At 70.3% G+C, this 21,030-nt stretch carries 20 protein-coding genes; 4 read left to right on the forward strand and 16 right to left on the reverse strand.

From position 1 onward, the window contains the following. The first annotated feature begins 32 nt into the window (after positions 1–32). Positions 33–458 carry a hypothetical protein gene (locus BT98_RS0114640; protein WP_139323546.1) on the forward strand — a complete coding sequence of 142 codons (426 nt, stop codon included), beginning with the start codon at positions 33–35 and terminating at the stop codon, positions 456–458. A 14-nt stretch (positions 459–472) separates the two neighbouring features. Here the strand turns inward: BT98_RS0114640 and BT98_RS0114645 are convergent, their stop codons facing one another. The 10 genes from BT98_RS0114645 to BT98_RS0114690 all read right to left on the reverse strand — a co-directional run bounded on the left by BT98_RS0114645 (position 473) and on the right by BT98_RS0114690 (position 10,690). Beyond that, a complete protein-coding gene (locus BT98_RS0114645) occupies positions 473–1,441 on the reverse strand; it encodes an NAD-dependent epimerase/dehydratase family protein (RefSeq protein WP_019460909.1) in 969 nt (322 codons plus the stop codon). After that, positions 1,438–3,180, reverse strand: coding sequence for a fatty acyl-AMP ligase (locus BT98_RS0114650; RefSeq protein ID WP_081798613.1), 1,743 nt, complete (start codon positions 3,178–3,180; stop codon positions 1,438–1,440). Before BT98_RS0114650 ends, BT98_RS0114645 begins: the two co-directional genes overlap by 4 nt. 13 nt (positions 3,181–3,193) lie before the next feature. Further along, positions 3,194–3,949 (reverse strand): phosphocholine cytidylyltransferase family protein, encoded by a 756-nt coding sequence (locus BT98_RS0114655; protein ID WP_026033144.1) that lies wholly within the window; start codon positions 3,947–3,949, stop codon positions 3,194–3,196. Between the two features lie 209 nt (positions 3,950–4,158). Further along, a complete protein-coding gene (locus tag BT98_RS0114660; RefSeq protein ID WP_019460906.1) occupies positions 4,159–5,238 on the reverse strand; it encodes an ABC transporter ATP-binding protein in 1,080 nt (359 codons plus the stop codon). Positions 5,239–5,263: 25 nt separating this feature from the next. Then, complete coding sequence (locus BT98_RS0114665; protein ID WP_019460905.1) at positions 5,264–5,710, reverse strand: RbsD/FucU family protein; 447 nt, start codon at positions 5,708–5,710, stop codon at positions 5,264–5,266. Beyond that, a complete protein-coding gene (locus BT98_RS0114670) occupies positions 5,704–6,579 on the reverse strand; it encodes an amidohydrolase family protein (protein WP_019460904.1) in 876 nt (291 codons plus the stop codon). The genes BT98_RS0114665 and BT98_RS0114670 overlap by 7 nt, the downstream gene beginning before the upstream one ends. Beyond that, positions 6,576–7,601 carry an aldo/keto reductase gene (locus BT98_RS0114675; protein WP_037250988.1) on the reverse strand — a complete coding sequence of 342 codons (1,026 nt, stop codon included), beginning with the start codon at positions 7,599–7,601 and terminating at the stop codon, positions 6,576–6,578. Before BT98_RS0114675 ends, BT98_RS0114670 begins: the two co-directional genes overlap by 4 nt. After that, a complete protein-coding gene (locus BT98_RS0114680) occupies positions 7,594–8,415 on the reverse strand; it encodes a carbohydrate ABC transporter permease (protein ID WP_019460902.1) in 822 nt (273 codons plus the stop codon). Before BT98_RS0114680 ends, BT98_RS0114675 begins: the two co-directional genes overlap by 8 nt. Next, positions 8,415–9,371, reverse strand: a complete 957-nt coding sequence (locus BT98_RS0114685; RefSeq protein ID WP_019460901.1) for a carbohydrate ABC transporter permease — start codon at positions 9,369–9,371, stop codon at positions 8,415–8,417. The genes BT98_RS0114680 and BT98_RS0114685 overlap by 1 nt, the downstream gene beginning before the upstream one ends. Then, the gene (locus BT98_RS0114690; protein WP_162175655.1) at positions 9,368–10,690 is read right to left on the reverse strand and encodes an ABC transporter substrate-binding protein; all 1,323 of its coding nucleotides are present in this window, start codon (positions 10,688–10,690) and stop codon (positions 9,368–9,370) included. Before BT98_RS0114690 ends, BT98_RS0114685 begins: the two co-directional genes overlap by 4 nt. Positions 10,691–10,929: 239 nt before the next feature. On the opposite strand from BT98_RS0114690, the gene BT98_RS0114695 reads away from it, so the two are divergent. Together BT98_RS0114695 and BT98_RS0114700 are read left to right on the forward strand one after the other, a co-directional pair. Beyond that, complete coding sequence (locus tag BT98_RS0114695; protein WP_019460899.1) at positions 10,930–11,817, forward strand: dihydrodipicolinate synthase family protein; 888 nt, start codon at positions 10,930–10,932, stop codon at positions 11,815–11,817. Between the two features lie 8 nt (positions 11,818–11,825). Continuing rightward, a complete protein-coding gene (locus BT98_RS0114700) occupies positions 11,826–12,524 on the forward strand; it encodes a GntR family transcriptional regulator (protein ID WP_019460898.1) in 699 nt (232 codons plus the stop codon). Positions 12,525–12,860: 336 nt separating this feature from the next. On the opposite strand, the gene BT98_RS0114705 is transcribed toward BT98_RS0114700, so the two are convergent. Next, complete coding sequence (locus tag BT98_RS0114705) at positions 12,861–14,402, reverse strand: acetolactate synthase large subunit (protein ID WP_019460897.1); 1,542 nt, start codon at positions 14,400–14,402, stop codon at positions 12,861–12,863. Positions 14,403–14,616: 214 nt separating this feature from the next. On the opposite strand from BT98_RS0114705, the gene BT98_RS0114710 reads away from it, so the two are divergent. Beyond that, on the forward strand, positions 14,617–16,227 hold the full coding sequence (locus BT98_RS0114710; RefSeq protein WP_026033457.1) for an alpha/beta fold hydrolase: 1,611 nt from the start codon (positions 14,617–14,619) through the stop codon (positions 16,225–16,227). Positions 16,228–16,230: 3 nt separating this feature from the next. On the opposite strand, the gene BT98_RS0114715 is transcribed toward BT98_RS0114710, so the two are convergent. The 5 genes from BT98_RS0114715 to BT98_RS0114735 are packed head-to-tail and all read right to left on the reverse strand — an operon-like array spanning position 16,231 to position 20,860. Beyond that, complete coding sequence (locus BT98_RS0114715) at positions 16,231–16,623, reverse strand: PPC domain-containing DNA-binding protein (protein WP_019462568.1); 393 nt, start codon at positions 16,621–16,623, stop codon at positions 16,231–16,233. Then, the gene (locus BT98_RS0114720; protein ID WP_019462567.1) at positions 16,616–17,170 is read right to left on the reverse strand and encodes a PPC domain-containing DNA-binding protein; all 555 of its coding nucleotides are present in this window, start codon (positions 17,168–17,170) and stop codon (positions 16,616–16,618) included. Before BT98_RS0114720 ends, BT98_RS0114715 begins: the two co-directional genes overlap by 8 nt. A 48-nt stretch (positions 17,171–17,218) precedes the next feature. Further along, positions 17,219–18,847 (reverse strand): acyl-CoA synthetase, encoded by a 1,629-nt coding sequence (locus tag BT98_RS0114725; RefSeq protein WP_019462566.1) that lies wholly within the window; start codon positions 18,845–18,847, stop codon positions 17,219–17,221. Beyond that, positions 18,844–20,013, reverse strand: coding sequence for an acetyl-CoA acetyltransferase (locus BT98_RS0114730; protein ID WP_019462565.1), 1,170 nt, complete (start codon positions 20,011–20,013; stop codon positions 18,844–18,846). The genes BT98_RS0114725 and BT98_RS0114730 overlap by 4 nt, the downstream gene beginning before the upstream one ends. Continuing rightward, positions 20,006–20,860 carry an IclR family transcriptional regulator gene (locus BT98_RS0114735; RefSeq protein WP_019462564.1) on the reverse strand — a complete coding sequence of 285 codons (855 nt, stop codon included), beginning with the start codon at positions 20,858–20,860 and terminating at the stop codon, positions 20,006–20,008. Before BT98_RS0114735 ends, BT98_RS0114730 begins: the two co-directional genes overlap by 8 nt. Positions 20,861–21,030: the final 170 nt, after the last annotated feature.

The following is a 21,030-nucleotide window of genomic DNA, read 5'->3' on the forward strand; positions in this document are numbered from 1 at the left end:
CGTTCCTCCGTGGCCGCCGCGCGGCCACGCTGGTGCTGCTGATATTGCCCCTGCTGGCGGGTTGCGCCGGGGAGGGGGCGGCGCCGCAGAGTCCGGCCGCGCCGGAGGCATTGGCACGGTTCAACGGCCTGTACCAGGGCCAGCAGATCCCGGTCGGCACGGCGGCGAACTGCCGCAAGGAGCCCCACACCGTCTGGTTCCGCATCCGGGACGGGCTGGTGGAACTGCGGACCTCGCGCCATCGCCATTCCGCCGTGCAGCGTCCCGTCATGACAGGCACCGTGACACCGCATGGCGAGATCGCGCTGGACCGTGACGGATCGGAGCGCCGGGCCGCGGGGCGGATCGCCGGCGACCGGCTGAGCGCGGCGGAAATCCCCACCGTCAATGCCGCGCAGACGGGGGACGGTTGCAGCTATCGCTACGAGGCGGCGCGCATGGGCGGCGGGGCGTCATAGGGGCCGGCCCGGGTTCAGCCCGGCGCCGGGGCGAGGCCGAGGCTGGCCCACCAGGCCAGCGTGTCCCGCAACCCCTCCTCGAAGCCGATGCGGGGTGCCCAGACCGCTTCCGGCAGTTGCCGCTCCGCACCGGAGCCCCAGTCCCGGTGCAGGATCTCCCGCGCCTTGCCGAGGCCGAAGAGCCCGCTGCGCCCGGTCAGCCGGGCCCAGCCATCCGCCGCCACACCCGCCGCCAGCATGGCCGCGTCCGGCACCTCCAGGAAGCGCGGCCGTTGCCGCAGCCCCTGTGCCAAGCCGCGCAGCAACTCGCGCCAGCCATAGCCCTCGCGCCGCGCATCCGTGACCTCGAAGGTGCCGCCCCAGGGAGTAGCCAAGGGGCCGGAGCGGCAGAGGGCCGCGACGGCCGCCGCGACGTCCCGCGCATGCACCATGGCGATCCGCGGCTCCGGCGCGCGCGGCACGGGCACGATGGCGGAGTTCGCCAGACGGCGCAGCAGCAGCCCTTCCAGGTCCCCCGGCCCATAGATCACCGAGGGGCGCAGCACCACCCAGCGCCCTGCCGGCCCCAGGGCCGCCACGGCCGCCCGCTCCCCCGCCCGCTTGCTGGCGGCATAGGGGGACAGGTGCGGCTCCCGCGCCGCCAGGGAGGACACCAGCACGCAGCGTGCCTCGGGTGCCGCCCGGACGACCGCTTCCGCCAGGCGCGCGCTGCCGTCCCGGTTCACGGCCAGGAACTCGGCGGGTCCGTGCGCCTTGGTCAGCCCGGCCAGATGCACCACCGCCTGGGCACCGGATACCAGCCGGCACAGGGCCGCCGCATCGGCGAGATCCCCGCGCAGGGGCTCCGCCGGCAGCCCCTCGGCACCGCATTCGCGCCGGACCAGCACCCGCACCCGCCAGCCCTGCGCCGCCAGCGCCGCGACCACATGGCGCCCCAGGAAGCCGGTTCCGCCCGTGACGGCGGCCAGCGGGGCGTCGGTCATTCCGGCAGGGCCGCCAGCGCGCTGGCCCCCGCCGTGAAGCGCCCGGCCAGGTAGCGGCGTCGCGCCAGGGTGCGGCTGAGCTTGCCCGAGGAGGTGCGCGGCAGCGTACCCGGCGACACCAGCACGATCCGGGCCTCGACCCCGTGGCGGGCGCGAAGCATGCCGGCCGCCTCGGTGGCCAGCCGCTCACGCTCCCCGCTGTCCGGGGCGCCGCGTGCCTCGATCAGCATCACCACCTGCTCCGCGCCGTCCTCCTCCACCGAGAAGGCCGCGGCGTCGCCGCTGCGCGCCGTGGGGATCGACTGCTCCACGGACCATTCCAGGTCCTGCGGCCAGACATTGCGGCCGTTGACGATGATCAGGTCCTTGGCGCGGCCGGTGATCACCACCTGTCCGTTCAGGCGGTAGCCGAGGTCGCCCGTGTCGAGCCAGCCATCCGCCGAAAGCACGGCGGTGCTTTCCTCGGGCCGCTCGTCATAGCCCTGCATCAGCCCCGGACCGCGCACCAGGATGCGCCCCACCTGCCGTTCGGGCAGCGCGGCGCCGGTGGCGTCGCGGATCTCCAGCTCGGTGCCCGGAACCGGGGGGCCGCACAGGGCGAATTCCCGCAGCCGCGACCCGTCGCCGGGGGGCATGGCGGCGCCCTCCCGCTCCAGCCGGTCGAGGTCCACCATGTCCGTCGCCAGCCCCTTGCCCAGGGGTGCGAAGCTGATGGCGAGGGTCGCCTCGGCCATGCCGTAGCTGGGCACGAAGGCTTCCGCGCGGAAGCCATCCGGCGCGAAGGTCTCGGCGAAGCGTGCCAGCACGTGCGGCCGGATCATGTCCCCGCCGATGCCCGCGGCGCGCCAGGAGGAAAGGTCGAGGGCCGGGCCCTTGGCCGGGTCCGGGCGCCCCCGCCGGGTGCAGAGCTCGTAGCCGAAGCTGGGGCTGTAGGAGAGGGTGGCGCGGTTGGCGGAGATCAGCCTCAGCCAGAGCTGCGGCCGCCGCGCGAATTCCTGCGGCGAGAGGTAGTCCACCGTCACCTGCCCGGCGAGGGGCGCCAGCATGAAGCCCACCAGGCCCATGTCATGGTAGAGCGGCAGCCAGGACACCGCCCGGTCCTCCTCGCCCACCTGCAGCCCGTGCCGGAGGATGGCGCGGATGTTCTCCATCAGCGCCCGCTGCGTAACGGCCACCCCCATGGGGAAGCGCGTGCTGCCCGAGGAGAACTGGAGATAGGCGATCTCGTCCTCGCCCAGCGGAACCGGGTCGGCCGCGCTTTCCGGAGCCGAGGCCAGCCCCGCCACGGTTCCGAAGACCGTCAGCCCGGCCTCGGCGGCAAAGGGTGCCAGCCAGGGCTGCAGGGCCTCCGGCACGAAGAGCGCCGAGGCGCGGGCCGCCAGGGTCAGCCGGGAAACATGCTCGATATAGGTCTGGCGCCCGCCGAAGGCGACCGGCAGGGGCAGGAGCAGCGGCACCAGGCCCGCATACTGGCAGGCCAGGAAGGCCTCCACCACATCGGGCCGTGTCTCGGCGACGATGGCCACGCGGCTTCCGCGCTCCAGCCCGGCGCCGATCAGCTGCCTTGCCAGGCGGCGCGCCGTTTCGCGCAACTCGCGGTAGGACAAGGCCCTGACCAGTTCACCCCGGCCATCATGGAAATTCAGGCCCGTTTCCCCACCGGCGGCGTAGTTCAGGGCATCGGGCAGGGTGGCAAAGGACCCCAGGCGTCGGGGAAGCGAATTCCGCGTCGGGAGCATGATCACCTCGGCGTCACCCGGCCAGGGCCGGGGTGGGCGTGGCCCAGGAGCGGACAAGCGCCTCCGCCTCGGCGAGATCGTCCGGATAGTCCACCTCGCCCCAGCTGAGGCCCTCGATGGAGGTCACCCGGACCTGTCCCGTCTGCGCGAGGGCATGGATGACGGAGAGATACCAGCGGCGCAGCCCTTCCGGCTGGCGCAGTGCCGTTTCCAGCCCATCGGCGAAGAGCGCGCCGCCCGTGCCCTGGAAACGCAGCATGCCGATGGACTCGCCATTCGTTTCGGACGGCAACAGGGTCTTGCCGATGGCGCGGAGGATCGCCCCATCCGCCGAAACCTTCATGTCGTCGGCGTCATAGGCGGACTTGCGGTCGATGGTGACGGTGATGTCTGCGGCGGGGGCTGCCAGCAGGTGGCGCAACACCGCGGGCTCGAACAAGGTGTCGCCATTCAGCAGCACCGTGTCGGCCGCCCGCAGCAGGTCACGGACCAGGAAGCAGCTGCCGATGTTCTCGGCGACGCCGAAGAAAGGATTGAAGAGGGTCCGGACCGTCAGGCCCGCGGGCGTGATGCCGGGCAGCGCCGCCTCGATGGCCTCGGCCCGGAACCCCGTGACGAGCGTGACCTCCCGAATCCCGGACCTGGCCAGTCCCAGAAGCTGCCAGCCAAGGATGGGTCTGCCACCCACGGAAAGGAGACATTTCGGGGTCTGCTCCGTAAACGGCAGGAGACGACGCCCCTGGCCAGCACACAAGACGATGGCCTTCAATGTTCACATCCCATGATTGACGTCGGTGTATGTAAGCTATCGCCTCCCGATGTAACACCCTTCTTTGACACGGCCATGCCCAGGGCACGGGGCTGTGCCCCGGCCGCACATGTCCGTCGGCCGTGGTTCCGGGCACGGTGCTTGCTGATACGGGGGGGACGAGATCGCCGGGGGTGGGGACGCCCTCCGGGCGATGGCCCCGCGCCGCCTCAGGCGGCGAGGTCCTGCCGGAAGGTTTCCACGCGGAGCCCGTCCGCCTGGTCGAACAGATGGGCGAGGCGGGTGTCCCAGTGGATGGGGAGGACCTCGCCGGGCGCGACCTGGATGCGCTCGCGGAAGCTGCCCATGAAGCGGTGTTCCCCCAGCCGCCCGAAGACCTGCGTTTCCGAGCCCGTGGGCTCCATCACATCCACCACCATCGGCAGCCCGCCCTCTCCGACCAGAAGGTGCTCGGGCCGTATCCCATAGGTCACGCGGCGGCTCGGCGCGACCGGCGAGCCCGCGGGCAGCGGCAGGACCATCCCGTCGCCGAGCTGCACGCCGCCCTCCACGGCGGTGCCGGGCAGGAGGTTCATGGCGGGCGAACCGATGAAGCTGGCCACGAAGACATTCGCCGGGCGGTCGTAGAGTTCCAGGGGCGCACCGATCTGCTCCACGCGCCCGTCCTGCATCACCACGATCTGGTCGGCCATGGTCATGGCCTCGATCTGGTCATGGGTCACATAGATCATCGTGGTGCGCAACCTCTGGTGGAGAGCCTTGATCTCCGTGCGCATCTGGACGCGCAGCTTGGCATCCAGATTCGACAGCGGCTCGTCGAACAGGAAGACCGCCGGGTCGCGCACGATGGCCCGGCCCATGGCGACACGCTGCCGCTGCCCGCCCGAGAGATGGCGCGGCAGGCGGTCGAGCAGCCTGGACAGGCCGAGGATCTCCGCCGCGGGCCGCACCTTCCGGAGGATCTCCTCTGGCCTCGCCTTCTTCAGCTTCAGGGCGAAGGCCATGTTCTCGGCCACCGTCATGTGCGGATAGAGCGCGTAGTTCTGGAACACCATCGCGATGTCGCGATCCTTGGGCGGCACGTCGTTCACCACGCGCGGGCCGATGCTGATCGTGCCGCCCGTGATGGTCTCCAGCCCGGCGATCATGCGCAGCAGAGTGGACTTGCCGCAGCCCGACGGGCCGACGAGGACGACGAAGGCGCCGTCGGGGATGTCGATGGACACCCCGTGCATCACCGCATGGGCGCCATAGGCCTTGCGGACATTGCTGATGGTGACGGATGCCATTTCCGGTCGCTCTCCTTTTTCGTGTTCAGTGCCCGGCGATGACGCCCTTGCGCAGCAGAAAGCAGCCATAGGGACGGGCATCGCCGACCTGAACCACGGCGAAGCCCCTGCGGGCGGCGTCGTAGAAGGCGAAGCGCTCCAGCCCCTGCATGGTCAGCCCCGGCACCGCCCGTTCCAGCTCCGCCTGGACCTCGCGCTGGATGGGCGGAACCTCGCCGGGGGCGCCCACCACCTCCATACGCCGGACCGGGCCGGGCTCGAAATCGTCGATCGGCAGCAGGGTCAGGATCGCCGCCGCGACTTCGGCCATGCGCAGGCCCGGCAGGATGACGAGGCGGCCCGATGCGGTGGACCGCGCAATGGCCGCGGCGGGATGGTTGGCATCCACCAGGACCAAGTCGTCGCCATGGCCCATCGAGGCCAGGACCCAGAGCAGGTCCGGCGTCAGGAGGGGATGGATGGTCTTCAGCATGGCTTGCGCCCCCGCTTGCCGAGATAGGTCCGTGCCGCATTGCCGCCGAGGATGGCCGCCCGGTCATCCGCCGGCAGGGAGGCGAGGAGCGCGGCCGTGGCCTCCCACCAGCCGGAATAGGTTCCCGCCAGGCGCAGCACGGGCCAGTCGCTGCCCCAGATCACGCGCCGCGGCCCGAAGAGCTCCAGCACCCGCTCCGCATAAGGGCGCAGACCCTCCAGGCTCCAGCCGGGCCCGGCCTCGGTGATCAGGCCCGAGAGCTTGCAGTGGACATGCGGCAGCCGCGCCAGCGCCGCCATACCCTCCGCCCAGCCGCGCCAGGACCGGGTGCCCGGCCCCTCCACGATGGCGGGCTTGGCCAGATGGTCGATGACGATCGCGAGCCCGGGATGGGCCTCCGCGAAGCGGAGCAGATGAGGCAGGTGGCGAGGCTTCACCAGCGCGTCGAAGGCCAGCCCCAGCGCCTGCATCGCCTCCACCGCCGGCAGCAGCGCCGGGCGCGACAGCCACTCGTCGTCGGGAAGGTCATGCAGCATCGGCCGCAGCCCGACCAGCAGCGGGTCCGCCGCCAGCCGCCCGAGACCGGCCGGGGCATCGGGGGCTTCCAGGTCGCTCCAGCCGACCACGCCCAGGACGCTGGGTTCCGTCGCCGCGATGCCGAGCAGGTATCGGGTCTCGGCCTCCGTGGGCGCGGCCTGGACGGCGATGCTGCCGCCGATCCCGGCCTCGCGGAGCAGGGGCGCCAGATCGCCGGGGCCGAAATCCCGGTGGATCGCCCCCATCTCCGGCGTCAGCCAACCATAGTCGCCCCGGGACAGGGCCCAGAAATGCTGGTGCGCGTCGATCCGGGGTGAGGGCGCGGCGCTCATATCGGAACGGGCGCATCGGGGCGCAGCAGCCCGGCATCCCGCATCGCGGCCCAGAAGGCGGGGGGAACCGGACGTTCCAGGGCGGCGAGGTTGCGCCCGACCTCCCCGGCACTGCCCGCCCCCAGCACCACGGAGGAGACGGCCGGATGCGCGAGGCCGAAATGCAGCGCCGCGTCGGCGAGGCGGACGTCATGCGCGGCGCAGATCGCCTCGATGCGACGCACCGCGCCGAGGATCGCCGGCGGCGCGTCCCGGTAGTTGTATTTCGCGCCCGGCACGGCGCCGGTCGCCAGGATGCCGGAATTGAAGACGCCGCCCAGCAGGATGCCGATGCCCTTCTCCAGCGCGAGGGGCAGGAAATCGTCGAGCGCCCCCTGTTCCAGCAGCGTATAGCGGCCCGCGAGCAGCATGGCGTCGAAATCGCCCGCGCGGGCGAAGCGGGCGCACATCGCGCTCTCGTTGACGCCGACGCCGATCGCCTTCACCACACCCTCGCGGCGCATCCGGTCCAGGGCGGGATAGGCCCCCTCCATCGCCTCGCGGAAACGCCGCTCGACGGCATCGCCATGGGTCCAGCGGTCCACGTCATGGATCAGCAGCAGGTCGATCCGGTCCGTGCCCAGGCGAAGCAGCGACTGCTCGACGCTGCGCAGCGTGCCGTCATAGGAGTAATCCACCACCGCCCGGTGCGGCAGGCCGCCGAGATAGCCCGAGCCGTCGCCGCGCCCCTGCCGCGGTTCCATCCAGCGGCCGGCCTTGGTGGACAGCACCACGCCCTCGCGCCCCGCGATCCGCAGCGCCGTGCCGCAGCGGTGCTCCGACAGGCCATGGCCATAGAGCGGCGAGGTGTCGAGCAGGGTGACGCCCTGCTCGATGGCGGCGACGGCCGCCCCGATGGCCACGCCCTCCTCCATCCGCGCATAGAGGTCGCCCAGCGGCGCGGCACCGAAGCCGATGGCGGAAACCGTCAGCCCGGAGCGGCCGAGGGGCCGCGCCGGCAAAGCGGGGCGGGGATCAGCCACCCTTCACCGCCCCCGCCGTGAGGCCGGCGACGATCTGGCGCTGCGCCACGATGGTCAGGATCAGCACCGGCAGCGTGACCACCAGCGCCGCGGCGGCCAGCGGGCCCCAGCTCACCTGCTCGAAGGACAGCATGTTGTACACGGCAACCGGCAGGGTCCGCGTCTCCCGCCCGGCCAGCACGATGCCGAAGACGAAGTTGTTCCAGGAGAAGATGACCGACAGGATGAAGGCCACCACGATGCCGGGCCTGGCGATGGGCAGCGCCACCTGCCGGAAGATCTCCCACCGGTTGGCGCCGTCGATCATCGCGGCCTCCTCCAGCTCCAGCGGCGTGGTCTCGAAATAGCCGATCATGATCCAGATCACGATCGGCACCGTGACCACGAGATGGATGACGATCTGCGGCACCAGCGAGCCGAGCAGGCCCAGCCACTGGAAGAGCAGGAACATCGGGATCAGGAAGGACAGGCCCGGCGTCATGCGGGCGATCATGATCACCACCGCCGCGCGATGGGCGCCGAGCCGCGCGATGCCGTAGCCCGCCGGCACGCCGACCAGCAGCGCGAGCAGGGTGGCGGTGCCGGTGACGACGATGCTGTTCCAGAAGTACAGCAGGAAGTTGTTGCTCTCGAAGACGCCGGCGTAGTTCTTCCAGGCGATCCGGTCCGGGATCAGGATGGGCGGGTAGGCGCCGTTGTCGATCTCGAACTTGAGGGACAGCGACAGCATCCAGACGAAGAAGAGCAGCGCCGGCGAGACCACCAGCAGCCCGCAGAGGATCATCCCGAGCTTGCGCATCAGCGTGCGGGCCATCAGGCGGCCCCCCGCACGGCGCGGTCGGCGCGGCGGCGCAGATGGAGCAGCAGCAGCGACAGCAGCACGATGAAGACGAAGAACACCACCGCGATGGCGGAGCCGTAGCCGACCTCGTAATAGGCGAAGGCCACGCTGTAGAGGTAGAGGTTGATCGTCTCCGAGGCCGTGCCCGGGCCGCCCTGGGTGATGGCGTAGATGATGTCGAAGCTCTTGAAGGCATCGATGGTGCGGATGATCACCGCCACCATCAGGAAGGGGCCGAGCATCGGCAGGGTGAGATAGCGGAAGCGCTGCCAGGCATTCGCGCCATCGATATGCGCGCTCTCATAGGGCTCCTGCGGCAGCGAGGCCAGCCCGCCCAGCACGATCAGCATCACCAGCGGCGTCCACTGCCAGGTCTCCACCAGCACCAGCGAGGGGATCACCGTGGCCGGATGGAAGACCCATTCCTGCGGCCCGATGCCGACCAGCGAGAGCAGGTAGTTCAGCACGCCGAGCTGCGGGTGGAACATCATCGTCCAGACCAGGGCGATGGCCACCGGCGTCGCCATCATCGGCATGACGAAGATGCCCCGGAACAGCCCGCGCAGCGGCATCTCCTTGTGGAAGAAAAGCGCCGCCGCCGTGCCCAGCACCAGCGGCGCCACCACCGACAGCACCGTGTAGACCAGCGTGTGCCAGAGCGATTCGAGGAAGCGCGCATCCCCGGCCAGCCTGGCGTAGTTCGCCAGCCCGACGAGATGATGGCTCTCGCCCACGCGCCACTCGTTCAGGCTCATCCACAGGGTGAAGACCCAGGGAAAGAGGATCACCGCGCAGACGGTGAAGAGGGCCGGCAGCACGAAGGCCCAGTAGCCGCGGCGAAGATGGTCGCCGCCGCCGGTGGAAAGGGCCGCCCCGCCCGGCGCCGCCCGCGGCTCCGCCGGCGATTCGGCCGAGGCGGCCACGCTCATGCCCGCTCGCTCCGCTCCAGCACCGGCCGGAACTCCTGCGTCGCGCGCTTCAGCTCCGTGGCCGGGTCGGCGCCGGAGATCATGTTGGTGAGCGCCACGCCATAGACGTCGCGGAACTCGGTGACCGGGATGATGACCGGCAGGGCGAGGCGGCTGACCGCCGCCGACTGCGCCACGGCATCCACCCATTCGCCGGGCATCTTCACCCCCTTGCGGACCTCGGGATCGGCCAGCACGGAGTTGCGGAAGGGCACGCCGGAGCCGGTCTGCAGCAGCCGCGCGCCCATCTCCCGCGACACCGCCCACTGGCAGTAGAGATAGGCCGCCTCCTTCTTCGCCGAGGCCGCGGCGACCCCGATCCCGTCGCCGAAGGTGCCGGCGGCATGCGCCTTCGGCCCCCTGGGCATCAGCCCGTACCCGACCTTGCCCACGACGCGGGACTTCTCCGGGTCCTCCAGCGGCGGGGCGAAGCCGATGCCGTCCAGCCACATGCCGATGCGGCCCTGCAGGAAGGCCGACTGGCATTCCGCCCAGTTGAAGCCCGAGATGCCCGGCGGCCCCGACTTGCTCATCAGCCGCTGGTAGAGCTTCGCCGCCTCGATCGCCTCGGGCGTATCCGTGCGCAGCTCGCCCTTCGCATCCACCGACGGCGTGTCGTAGCCGAGCATGAAGGTGGTCCAGACGGGCGTGTTGGCATTGCGCAGCCCGCGCGCCACGAAGCCGTAGGTGCGGCTGCGCGGATCGGTCAGCGCCTCGGCGGCCGCGACCATCTCGTCGAAAGTGGCCGGGAAGGCGATCTTCTTCTGCGCGAAGAGCTCCTTGTTCCAGTAGAGGATCCAGTAGTCCACGGACCAGGGCAGGCCGCCGATGGCCTTGCCGTCCCGCGCGAAGGTCAGCCCGGCCTCGGAGAAGTCCGACAGCAGGTCCGGCGGCGTCAGGGCGCGGTCGTTGATGTAGGGCGTGAGGTCGGCCAGCCAGCCGCCCTTCTCGAACTGCCGCTTCTGCACGTGATAGCTGAGATGCACCACGTCGAAGCTCGGCTTGCCGGAGGCCAGCTCGATGGTGGCCTTCTGGCGCTGCTGCTGCTCCGGCGTCTGCTCGGCATTCACCTTGATGCCGGTGAGGTCCTCGAACTCCTTCTGGTGGCGCTGAAGGGTATCGCCGCGCGGGCTCCTGATGAGCGAGACCTCGATGGTCGTTCCGGCGTGCTTGCGCCAGTTGATCCCGCTACCGCCCTGGGCCCAGGAGGACCGGGCGCCCAGCAGCCCCATTCCCCCAAGTGCCGCTCCCGTGCCGAGAAGCCGCCGACGCGTCGGCATGCGCAGCTCCGCCATACGTTCCTCCACTCCCCTCGGCGGTATCACCCGCCTGGCCGGATCTTCGGGACGGCATCGCCGCCCAGCCCTCTCCGGGGCTCGCCGCCTTCCTGTCGCGGAGGCGGCGGTCATCCATGAGCGATTCCCATAGCCGCCCCGCGTGAAGCTTGCAACATGGTTCGAGGGGAGTAACATGTCGGCTTCATAACACCGCCCTGTCAGGGGCGAAGGGAGTGGAACACATGCCCCGGGACACCCAGCCTTTCGGCCTCTCCTGCGCCCTCACGACTCCTTTCGAGGCCGATGGCGCCGTGGACCTCGCGCGGCTGGTCGCGCAGGCCGGCTGGTGCCTGGAACAGGGCTGCAACAGCGTCACGGTCTTCGGCACGACGGGGGAGGGCGCCTCGATCGGCCTGTCCGCCCGGCGCGCGATCCTCGCGGCGCTGGCGGAGGCGGGGTTCGATTTCGGCCGTTCCGTCGTGGCGGGCGTCGCCGCCTCGGCGATGGAGGACGCGCTGGAACAGGCCCGCCTGGCCTACGACCATGGCTGCCGCGCCATCCTCCTGGCGCCGCCCTTCTACTTCAAGAACCCGAGCGAGGAGGGGCTCTTCCGGTGGTTCGGCGCCTTCCTGGACGGGCTGGGCGATGCGGCGCGGGATGTCATCCTCTACAACATCCCGTCGGTCACGGCGGTCCCGCTTCCGGTTTCCCTGATCACCCGCCTGCGGGAGGCCCATCCCCAGGCGATCCTCGGCGTGAAGGATTCCTCCGGCGACTGGGCCTACGCGCAGGCGCTGCTGGCCGCGCATCGCGACCTCGTCATCCTCATCGGCGACGAGCGCCGTCTGGCGCAGGCCGTGCGGATCGGTGCCCAGGGCGCGATCTCCGGCATGGCCAATATCCATCCCGATCGCCTGCTGAGGATGATCGGAACGGGCGAACCGGACGCGGCCATGGACGAGGCCGTGGACGAGCTCCTGAAATACCCCGTCACGCCCGCCGTGAAGGCCCTGGTCGCGGCGCGCACCGGCGATCCCGCCTGGGCCATCCCCCGTGCACCGCTGCTGCCCCTGTCTGCCGGGGAGGCCGGCGCGCTCGGGGCACGCCTGCGGGCGATCTTCACCTCATAGGAACGCGGATGGTCGCCATCGTCGAACAGGCCCTGCTGGACCGGGACTCACCCAATCTCCGGTCCCGCGCCTATGACAGCTTCACGCGGCATCTGCTCGCGCGCGACCTGCGCGCGGGCCAGTTCATCTCCCAGCGGGAACTGGTGGAGATGACGCAGCTTCCGCTCGCGGCGATCCGGGAGATGATCCCGCGCCTGGAGGCGGAGGGGCTGGTCCGCACCGTGCCCAATCGCGGCATGCAGATCCCCCATGTCGATCTGGGCCTGATCCGGGAAGCCTTCCAGCTCCGCCTCTTCCTGGAGCGGGAGGCCGTGGCGAGCTTCACCCGCACAGCCAGCGACGAGACGATCGCGGCGCTGGAGAGCGAGCATCAGGCCATCATCGGCGAGTGCCGGGCGGCCGCCGCGAGCGGCGGGATCACCACCGCGCATGTGCAGCACGCCCAGGACATCGACTGGAGCCTTCACACCAGCATCATCAATGCCCTGAACAACTCCATCATCGCCGACATCTACCGCGTCAACTCCATCAAGATCCGCTTGATCAAGCAGGAGCAGACCCGGCTGAACGAGACCGTCCTGCTGCCAACCATGGAGGAGCATCTCGCGGTCATCGCCGCCATCCGGTCGCGCGACCCGCAGCAGGCCGCGGATGCCATGGGCGAGCATGTGAACAGCGCCCGCGACCGTGCCATGGGGTTGCGCTAAGGGCTTGGCGCAGGCCGCAGCAGACGCGGCTTGCTTCCGCACCGCCGCCGCGCTATAGGAATATAATCAACACCATCGCCGCACGATCCGCTGTGCCTCCATCAGCACCGTCGGATCTCATCCCCTTCGAATGGACGGCGGGGCCAGGCCTCGCATTCATCCGAAGGAATAAAGGGCTAAAACCTTAAAGTCCTAAAACCCTAAAATACGAGAACGACCCGCGTGGCGGTCCGCCGCAGCCCATGAAGGCAAAGCGGCAAAGGCCACCAGCACCGCCCGGCCAGCCCCCGGGAACCTGCCCCGGGAATCTGCCCGGGGCCCAGGCCGCCATCCGCATCACACGAGCAGTTCGATCAGGAAGGGACCGTTCCGGCCGAGGCTCCCCGCCAGGAGGTCCGCCAGCCCGTCGAGGCTCTCCGTCCGGGCGGCCTCGACGCCCATCCCCTCGGCCAGCTTGACCCAGTCCAGGTCCGGGTTGCCCAGGTCGAGCATGTTCATCGCGGTCGGGCCCGGATTGGCGCCCACGCCCAGATACTCGCCCAGCAGGATCTGGTACTTCCGGTTGGCGATGATGATGGTCGTGACCGGCAGCTTTTCCCGCGCCTGGGTCCAGAGCGACTGCAAGGTGTACATGGCCGAGCCATCCGCCTGCAGGCTGATGACGCGCCGCTGCCCGCCCGCGCCGATGGCGGCGCCGGTGGCGACGGGCATGCCGTCCCCGATCGCACCGCCGGTCAGTTGCAGCCAGTCATGCGGCGGCGCGGCATGGGTCTGGGGATAGAAACCCCGTCCATAGGACACGCTCTCGTCGGAGATGATGGCGCCCTCGGGTATCAGGGCCGCCACGGTGCGCGCCAGCCCTTCCGGCGTCGGCGCGCCGCGCACGGGCTCCGGATGCGGGCCGGGGTCCGGGATCGCGGCATGGGGAGCGCCCAGCTCCTCCGCCAAGGCCGCCAGCGCCGCCTCGGCATCCTGCTCGTGGCGGCTGAGCACATGGATCTGGGCATCCGGGGGGTAATGCGTGGAGGGCTTGCCGGGATAGGCGAAGAAGCCGACGGGCGCCTTGGCGTTCACCAGGATCAGATGCTCGAATTCCGCCAGGGCCTGGATGGCGACGTCGGCGACATAGGGCACGCGTTCCAGTTGCGGGCGGCCACGGCCGCGGGACACGCGGGCATTGGACATCTCACCCAGCAGCTTCGCGCCGCTGGCCTGGGCGATGCGCCAGGCCAGTTCCTGCCCCTTCTCGCCCAGCGCGCCGCCGCCGAGAAGGATCAGCACGTTCCGCTTCTCGCGCAGGATGCGCGCGACGGTCCGGACGGCCGCCGGGTCGGGCTCTGCGGCGGCGGGCACGGGCAGCGGCTCCGCCACCACGCCGCCCTCGTTCCAGGAGGCATCGGAAGGCAGGATCAGCGTGGCGATCTGCCCCGGCGCGGTGCGGGCGGCCTGCACGGCCACCGCGGCGTCCCGCCCGACATCGGCGGCGGCCGTGCTGGTGCGGACCCAGGCGGAAACGGGCCGGGCCCAGCCTTCCGTATCGGCCGTGAGCTGCGCGTCATAGGGGCGGTGATAGGTCGCCTGGTCGCCCACGACATTGACGATGCCGCTGCGGGCGCGGCGGGCGTTGTGCAGGTTGCCGAGTCCGTTCGCGAGGCCGGGACCGCAATGCAGCAGGGTGCAGGCGGGCTTCCGCGCCATGCGCCAGTAGCCGTCGGCCATGCCGGTCACGACATTCTCCTGCAATCCCAGAACGCAGCGCATGCCGGGGATCTGGTCCAGTGCCGCCACGAAATGCATCTCGCTGGTGCCCGGATTGGCGAAGCATGTGTCCACGCCCGACTGGAGCAGCGTATGGACAAGGCTATGGGCACCATTCATGGCGGTTCGTCTCTCCCGTGACGGTTCTGGGCGCGCAGACTGCGCGCGCCCGGCATGGGCCGCAAGGGCCCGGCCCCGGGGCGAGGCCGCGCCGTTCGCCTCCCGGCCGGCTCATCCGATGCGGGCGTGGCGGGCGGGACTTCCCCAGCCCCGCCTCCAGCCGCTAGCTTGCCAAGCCTGGGCCGCGCGTCAGAAAGCGGCTGTCGGGGAGGATATGGTGCGACCGAATCTCGGCATGGCGGGCTTTGCCCTGGCATTAGGTCTCGTCCAGCCCGTCCTGGCGCAGGCGCCACGGCCGGCGAACCCACCGCCGGTCAACCAAGGCACCACGCCGCCCGATTGCAGCATGCACGTGAATTTCGACCGCAATGCCGATCTGCCCGGCTACCGGATCGCCTCGGGCGGGCGCGACCAGTGCCTGCCCTTCATGCCCACGAACCAGCTCGTGCCGCTCGGCTACGGCCCGAACGATTTCTACGCCCGGGAATTCACCGATGCGCGCATCCGGCAGCGTTGGGCGCAATGCCGCGAGAACGCCGCCTGCGCCGGACCGGCGCGCAAGGGCGCCGAGGGCTTCACCAGCTTCGAGCCGCGGCGCACCGGCAGCGTCGATCCCGTGGGCCGCATCGACCAGGATGGCGAGGTGGACCTGCGCGCCATCCGCCGCCCGGTCTTCTTCGCGCGGGAGCCTTTCGCCGAGCCGATCGCCGGTGCCGAGCCGCGCACCCACACGGTCGAGTTCACCGTGCCGCGCGACAGCTACGAAAGGCTGCATCTCGGGCTGCGCGATCCCATCCGGCTGCGCGGCTGGTATCTGGACGGGCAGGGGATCGAGGACGGGACGGGCGCGCGGCGCCGCGCCCTGGTCATCATGAACAACGGCGGCGGCAGCGAACTGACCGCCACCGACGATCCCCGCGCGACCGGCGTGGCCCGGGATGCGGAGGGCCGCTATGTCGTCGATGCCGCGGCGAAGGGGGAGGGCGAGCAACCAGGCATGCGCTACTGGCGCGGCTTCGTCTGGGCACTGAACGAGGCGGGCTTCGACGTGCTGATCACGGACCGTCGCGGCAACGGCATCTCGGGCGGCGTCAACGGCTTCAACACCGCCGAACAGGGCCGCGACATGATGCGTGAGCTGGAACAGATGGAAAGCGGCGAGGGCCTGCGCATCCTGACGCCGCAGGGCGAGGTCCTGTCCGGCCCCGCCGCCGGCGGCAGGCTCATGGCCGGGATGAAGGCGCGGGAGATCCCGGTGGTGCTCGGCGGCTATTCGCGCGGCTCCTATGCCACGGCCTGGGCCATGCACCGCAACTTCGTGGCCGATTGCGACCGCGACCAGCCGGACCAGCCCTGCAAGCCGCCCCTGGGCTGGAGCAATATCCGTGGCGCCATCCTCTACGGCCCCAATTCGGGCGGGCTCGGCTATCGCCTGGCGGGGCACGACATGATCGAGGCAGCGCTGCGGATCGAACGCAACACCACCTACTACCCGGACTCCGAGGTCTTCGCCGGCATCGCCCAATGGCCGGGCCTGCTGATCGCGAAAGGGATCTGGGACTATGTGGAGGGGCTGGAAGGCTCACTCGACGCCTATCGGCGCGCGCGGGAGCCGAAGGAGATCTTCGTCTTCCGCGGCCCGCATCCGTTGAACACCCAGGCTCCGGAGAACATGCGCCTGGTCGGCGAGCGCATGGTCGCCTTCGCGACGGCGGCCGTGCTGGGTCGCCCGGCAGTGCAGGGCGCCACGCCTCCGGCCGATCTCAAGACCCTCGTCGCCTCCAGCCCGCCCTACTGGGAAAGCACCACGCGCCCGGTGGAGTGACAGTCACGGCGCCGGCAGCCATTCCTCCAGCGTCACCTCGAAGGTCATGCAGACCGGGTTCGCCCCCGGCACGAAGGGGCCGCCGAAGACATTCCCTTCCGTGTCGGCCACCACGCCGGTCAGGGCAGCCCGCATGGCGCCGTCCTGGCCGGACCTCACCTCCCCCGCGATGCTGACGACCTCCACGGCCGGTCCCTGGACATGGACGTAGCGCCCGTCGAGCGTGCCGAGGCAGGCATCGTTGAGGCTGCCCAGCGCCCCGCGCACGAAGGCGTTGCGGAAGCCTTCCGCCAGGCACAGCTTCTCGACGCCGAGGACAAGGTCCTCGTTCGGCGCGATCCGCGCATAGGCGACGCGGCCCATCTGGCCGTTCTCGACGGCGATGGCATCAGACATTCCGGGAAATCCTGTGCGGTTGCAGAAGCGGGATGTTGGTTTCCGGGTCATGGGCCTGCCGCAGCTCGAACTCGTCGAGGGAGGTCACCAGGACCGGGATCGGGATGCGGCCGACGATGCAGGCTTCCGTGACCACATGCCCGCCCTTCACCGCGCCCGATGCGGTGCGGATCGCGGCATGACAGTGCACGAGCGGCCTGTCCTGGAGACTGCGGCCCAGCGTGGCGTTGCCGAAGATCATGCAGGCCGCCCCCGCATCGATGGGCGCGCTATAGGCGATCAACGCCTGCCCGGACGGATCGGGCGGCGCCACGCAGTATTGCAGGCTGTCGAAATAGCCTCCCAGGATGGTCGTGGAGGCGCTGCTGATGCCAGCCCCCGCCAGCGGGCGGACCAGTGCCTCGAAAAGGCTCAGCCCCGGCTGCAACACGAGCCGGATATGACGCGCGGCGCGGCCATGCAGGCTCTGGATGCGCACCGGGTTGAAACTGCCCCGGTGGTGCAGGAGCCTGGGCCTGGGGACACTGGCCGTGACGGAATATCCCATGATCGGGTTCCTTCCTGAGTCAGCCTTGCCTTCGGACGAGGTGCGGCATCAGGCCGATACCGGCTGAGCGGGCTGCGCCAGGCAGCCCCGGGCCTGCAGTTCCTCCCGCACGAGCTTCTTGGTGATCTTGCCGTAGGCGGATTTCGGCAGCTCATCCCAGAAGAAGACCCGCTTCGGCAGCTTGTAGCGGGCGATCCTGCCTTCCATCCAGGCGAGCAGTTCCTCCTCGCCCAGCGACATGCCGGGGTTGGTCACCGCCACGGCGACGCCGACCTCGCCCCAGACGCGGTCCGGCATGCCCAGCACCGCGACTTCCGCCAGAGCGGGGTGAGCCAGGAGCTTCTCCTCCACCTCCCGCGGATAGACGTTGGAACCGCCGGAGATGTACATGTCGGATGCCCGGCCGGTGATGTAGAGGAAGCCCTCGCTGTCCTGGTGGCCGAGATCGCCGGTGCGGAACCAGCCGTTGCGGAAGGCCTTCGCATTGGCCGCCGGGTTGTCGTAGTAGCCTGCGAAAACCGCCGGGCCGCAGACACAGACCTCGCCCGTCTCGCCGGGCGGCAGCTCGCGGCCGGTGTCGTCCTGGATGGAAACCTGCATGGCGGTGCGCTCGTAACCGCAGGTGCCGATCCGGACCCCGGGGGCGTCCTCCGCCTCGTGCAGGGCAGGTGGCAGGACGGTGATGTTGCCCGTGACCTCGCCCAGCCCGAAATACTGGACCAGGACTTTGCCGAGCTTGCGCAGGGCGTGCTTCTGGTCCTCCCGGTACATCGGCGCGCCCGCATAGATGACATATCGCAGCGTGGAACGATCGTGGGCATCCACGGCCGGATGCTCGGTCAGCAGCTTCACGATGGTCGGCACGGTGAACATGTTGCTGACATGCCAGCGTTCCACCAGTGACCAGACTTCCTCCGGATCGAGGCGGTCGCCCGCCGGCAGCACGGTCTTCACCGCCCGCGCGACCTGGGCGAGCTGATGGATGCCCGCGCCATGCGACAGGGGCGCGACCACCAGGGAAGCATCGTCCGGGCCCAGCCCCGGCATCAGGTCGCAGAGGTGGTTCGTGGCGACGAAGCCCATCTGGCCATGGGTGAGCACGGCCGCCTTGGGCCGCCCCGTGGTGCCGGAGGTGTAGAAGAACCAGCAGGGGTCGTCATGCTCGACATCGGCGGGCGGGAAGGGCGTGCCGAGATGCCTCTCCGCCAGCGTGTCGTAATCCTCGCCCGCTCCGTCCCCGCCGATGGAGACCACGAAGCGCAGATCCGGCGCCGCCTCACGCACCGCGGCGGCATGGTCCGGGAACTCCGCGCCGCAGAGCAGGGCCGAGGCGCCGCTGGACTCCGCCAGGTAGGCGACCTCGGCGGGGATCTGGCGGAAGTTCGTCGGCACCCAGACGGCGCCGAGGCGGAAGCAGGCGAACATGCTTTCGAAAAGCTGGTTGCAGTTGCGGGACTGCACCAGCACGCGGTCGCCCTTGCGGATTCCGCGTGCCGCCAGTGCATGGGCCACGGCGTCCACGCGCCGGTCCATCTCCGCCCAGCTCCATCGCCGCTCGCCCCAGACGAAGCCGATTTCCCCCGCATGGCGCCGGGCGGCCTGCCGCAGGAAGTGCGACAGGTTCATCACCCGCTTCGTGGCCGGCACGACGCCGCCGACGGGGGCGATGCCGCTCACGACAGGCGCTCCAGGATGGAGACGTAGTTGGCGACGGCGGCGCCCCCCATGTTGAAGACGGCGCCCCGGTCGGCGCGGGGAAGCTGCATGTCGCCCGCCCGCCCGGTCAACTGCATCGCCGCCATCACATGCATCGAGACACCGGTGGCGCCCACCGGGTGCCCCTTGGACTTCAGCCCGCCGGAACGGTTCACCGGCAGCCGTCCGTCCGGCGCGGTGATGCCGTCCAGCGCCACGCGCGCGCCCTGGCCATGCGGCGCCAGCCCCATGGCCTCGTATTCGATCAGCTCGGCGATGGTGAAGCAGTCATGCGTCTCGACGAAGGAGAGGTCGTCCAGCCCCAGCCCCGCATCGGCGAAGGCGCGCTGCCAGGCCTGGGCACCGGCCTCGAAGCGTGTCGGATCGCGGCGCGACAGCGGCAGGTAATCGTTCACCTGCACTGCCGCGCGGAAGCGCACCGCATTCTCCATGGCACAGGCGGTTTCCTCGTCGGCCAGGATCAGCGCCGCCGCGCCGTCGCTGACCAGGGAACAGTCCGTACGCTTCAGCGGCCCGGCGACATAGGGGTTCTTCTCCGAGACCGCGCGGCAGAACTCGAAGCCCAGGTCGCGCCGCATCTGCGCATAGGGATTGTCCACGCCGTTGCGATGGTTCTTGGCGGCGATCGCGGCCAGCGCATCAGTCTGGTCGCCGAAGCGCTGGAAGTAGTTCTCGGCGATGCGGCCGAAGACTCCGGCAAAGCCGCCCGGGATGTCGCCTTCCTCGCGGCGATAGGAGGCACCGAGCAGGTTGTCGCCCACCTGCGGACCCGGCGTGGCGGTCATCTTCTCCACCCCAATCACCAGGGCCAGCCGGCCGCGCCCGGCGGCGATGAAGTCGCGCGCCGCGTAGATCGCCGCGGAACCGGAAGCGCAGGCGTTCTCGCAGCGCGTCGCCGGCTTGAAGCGCAGTTCCGGCACGCTCTGCATCGGCAGCGAGGCCGGGAAATCCTGCCGGCTGAAGCCGTTGTTGAACTGGCCGACAAAGACGGCATCCACCTCGGACGGGGCGATGCCCGCATCCGCGATGGCCGCGCCCGCCACGCGCGCGATCAGGCCTTCGGCATCCGGGTCCTCCAGCTTGCCGAAGGGGGAGTGCGCCCAGCCGACGATGCAGGCTTCAGTCATGGTTCTGTTTCCTCGCGGGATGGGCCGCCGGGCGACGCAGCGTGGCGGCAATGTTGGTGGCGCCGCTGGGGCGGGCGAGCAACTCGCTGACCCGCTTCGCCTCGGCGGCGAGAAGGGCCGCGATCTGCGGCCGCCGGGCATCGCCCAGGCGGCCATCGATGGCGGCGATGGATAGCGCCCCTTCGCAGCGCCCCTGCCGGTCCAGGATCGCCACGCCGGCGCCCCAGCTTCCGGCGGTGAGATGGCCCGGGTTGAAGGCGAAGCCCTCGGCACGCGTGCGGGCCACGGAGGCGCGCAGGATCTCCGGCGTGAAGCTGCGGTAGCGCTCCTCGGCGAATTCCGGGGCGCAGGCGGCGATCATCTCCTCGATCTCGTCGTCGGGCAGGGTGGCGAGGATCGCCAGGCTGCCGGCACCCACACCCAGCGGATGCCGGTCGCCCGCCTGCAGCACATGCGAGCGGATGGGGAAGGGGCCTTCCTCCCGGTGCAGGCAGGCCACGTGCCAGCCGCGCCGCACGGACAGGAAGGCGGTGTCCTCGCTCGCCTGCGCCAGCCGGAAGAGCGAGGGCAGGGCGGCGCGGTGGACGCCGTAGCGGTCCGCTGCCAGGGAGCCGATGACAAAGGCCTCGGGCCCGAGGTGGTAGCGCTCGCTGAGTCGGTCCTGCTCCACCAGCCCCTGGCGCTCCAGCCCGCGCAACAGGCGGTGGACCGTGGGCTTGCTGAGGCGGGAATGCTGGGTGAGATCGATCAGCCGCGCGCCCCGGCCGCCATGCCCGGCCACGAGGCGCAAGAGGCCGATGGCCCGCTCCAGGCTCTGCGTGCCGGACAGTTGCGCACGCTCAGGCATGGTGCAACGCAAAATATTCCAACATGTGGACCTTGGTTTCTCTTGGAAAAACACCGCTTCCCGGCTGAAAAACTATGTCTTATAGAAAAGTTCGTCAAAGCAAATTCGCGCTGTTCCTTTTGAGGTCCACTATACGGAACCAGGGTAACTTTCTTCCGGGACCTCCCGAG

Source organism: Roseomonas mucosa ATCC BAA-692 (assembly GCF_000622225.1).
GTDB lineage: Bacteria > Pseudomonadota > Alphaproteobacteria > Acetobacterales > Acetobacteraceae > Roseomonas > Roseomonas mucosa.

Bases quoted from the DNA above. Each gene is read 5' to 3' on its own strand.
- BT98_RS0114685 (WP_019460901.1), bottom strand. From the start codon at position 9,371: ATGAGCGTGGCCGCCTCGGCCGAATCGCCGGCGGAGCCGCGGGCGGCG.
- BT98_RS0114700 (WP_019460898.1), top strand. From the start codon at position 11,826: ATGGTCGCCATCGTCGAACAGGCCCTGCTGGACCGGGACTCACCCAAT.
- BT98_RS0114660 (WP_019460906.1), bottom strand. From the start codon at position 5,238: ATGGCATCCGTCACCATCAGCAATGTCCGCAAGGCCTATGGCGCCCAT.
- BT98_RS0114650 (WP_081798613.1), bottom strand. From the start codon at position 3,180: ATGCTCCCGACGCGGAATTCGCTTCCCCGACGCCTGGGGTCCTTTGCC.
- BT98_RS0114680 (WP_019460902.1), bottom strand. From the start codon at position 8,415: ATGGCCCGCACGCTGATGCGCAAGCTCGGGATGATCCTCTGCGGGCTG.
- BT98_RS0114645 (WP_019460909.1), bottom strand. From the start codon at position 1,441: ATGACCGACGCCCCGCTGGCCGCCGTCACGGGCGGAACCGGCTTCCTG.
- BT98_RS0114710 (WP_026033457.1), top strand. From the start codon at position 14,617: ATGGTGCGACCGAATCTCGGCATGGCGGGCTTTGCCCTGGCATTAGGT.
- BT98_RS0114720 (WP_019462567.1), bottom strand. From the start codon at position 17,170: ATGGGATATTCCGTCACGGCCAGTGTCCCCAGGCCCAGGCTCCTGCAC.
- BT98_RS0114695 (WP_019460899.1), top strand. From the start codon at position 10,930: ATGCCCCGGGACACCCAGCCTTTCGGCCTCTCCTGCGCCCTCACGACT.
- BT98_RS0114705 (WP_019460897.1), bottom strand. From the start codon at position 14,402: ATGAATGGTGCCCATAGCCTTGTCCATACGCTGCTCCAGTCGGGCGTG.
- BT98_RS0114670 (WP_019460904.1), bottom strand. From the start codon at position 6,579: ATGAGCGCCGCGCCCTCACCCCGGATCGACGCGCACCAGCATTTCTGG.
- BT98_RS0114715 (WP_019462568.1), bottom strand. From the start codon at position 16,623: ATGTCTGATGCCATCGCCGTCGAGAACGGCCAGATGGGCCGCGTCGCC.
- BT98_RS0114665 (WP_019460905.1), bottom strand. From the start codon at position 5,710: ATGCTGAAGACCATCCATCCCCTCCTGACGCCGGACCTGCTCTGGGTC.
- BT98_RS0114730 (WP_019462565.1), bottom strand. From the start codon at position 20,013: ATGACTGAAGCCTGCATCGTCGGCTGGGCGCACTCCCCCTTCGGCAAG.
- BT98_RS0114735 (WP_019462564.1), bottom strand. From the start codon at position 20,860: ATGCCTGAGCGTGCGCAACTGTCCGGCACGCAGAGCCTGGAGCGGGCC.
- BT98_RS0114690 (WP_162175655.1), bottom strand. From the start codon at position 10,690: ATGCCGACGCGTCGGCGGCTTCTCGGCACGGGAGCGGCACTTGGGGGA.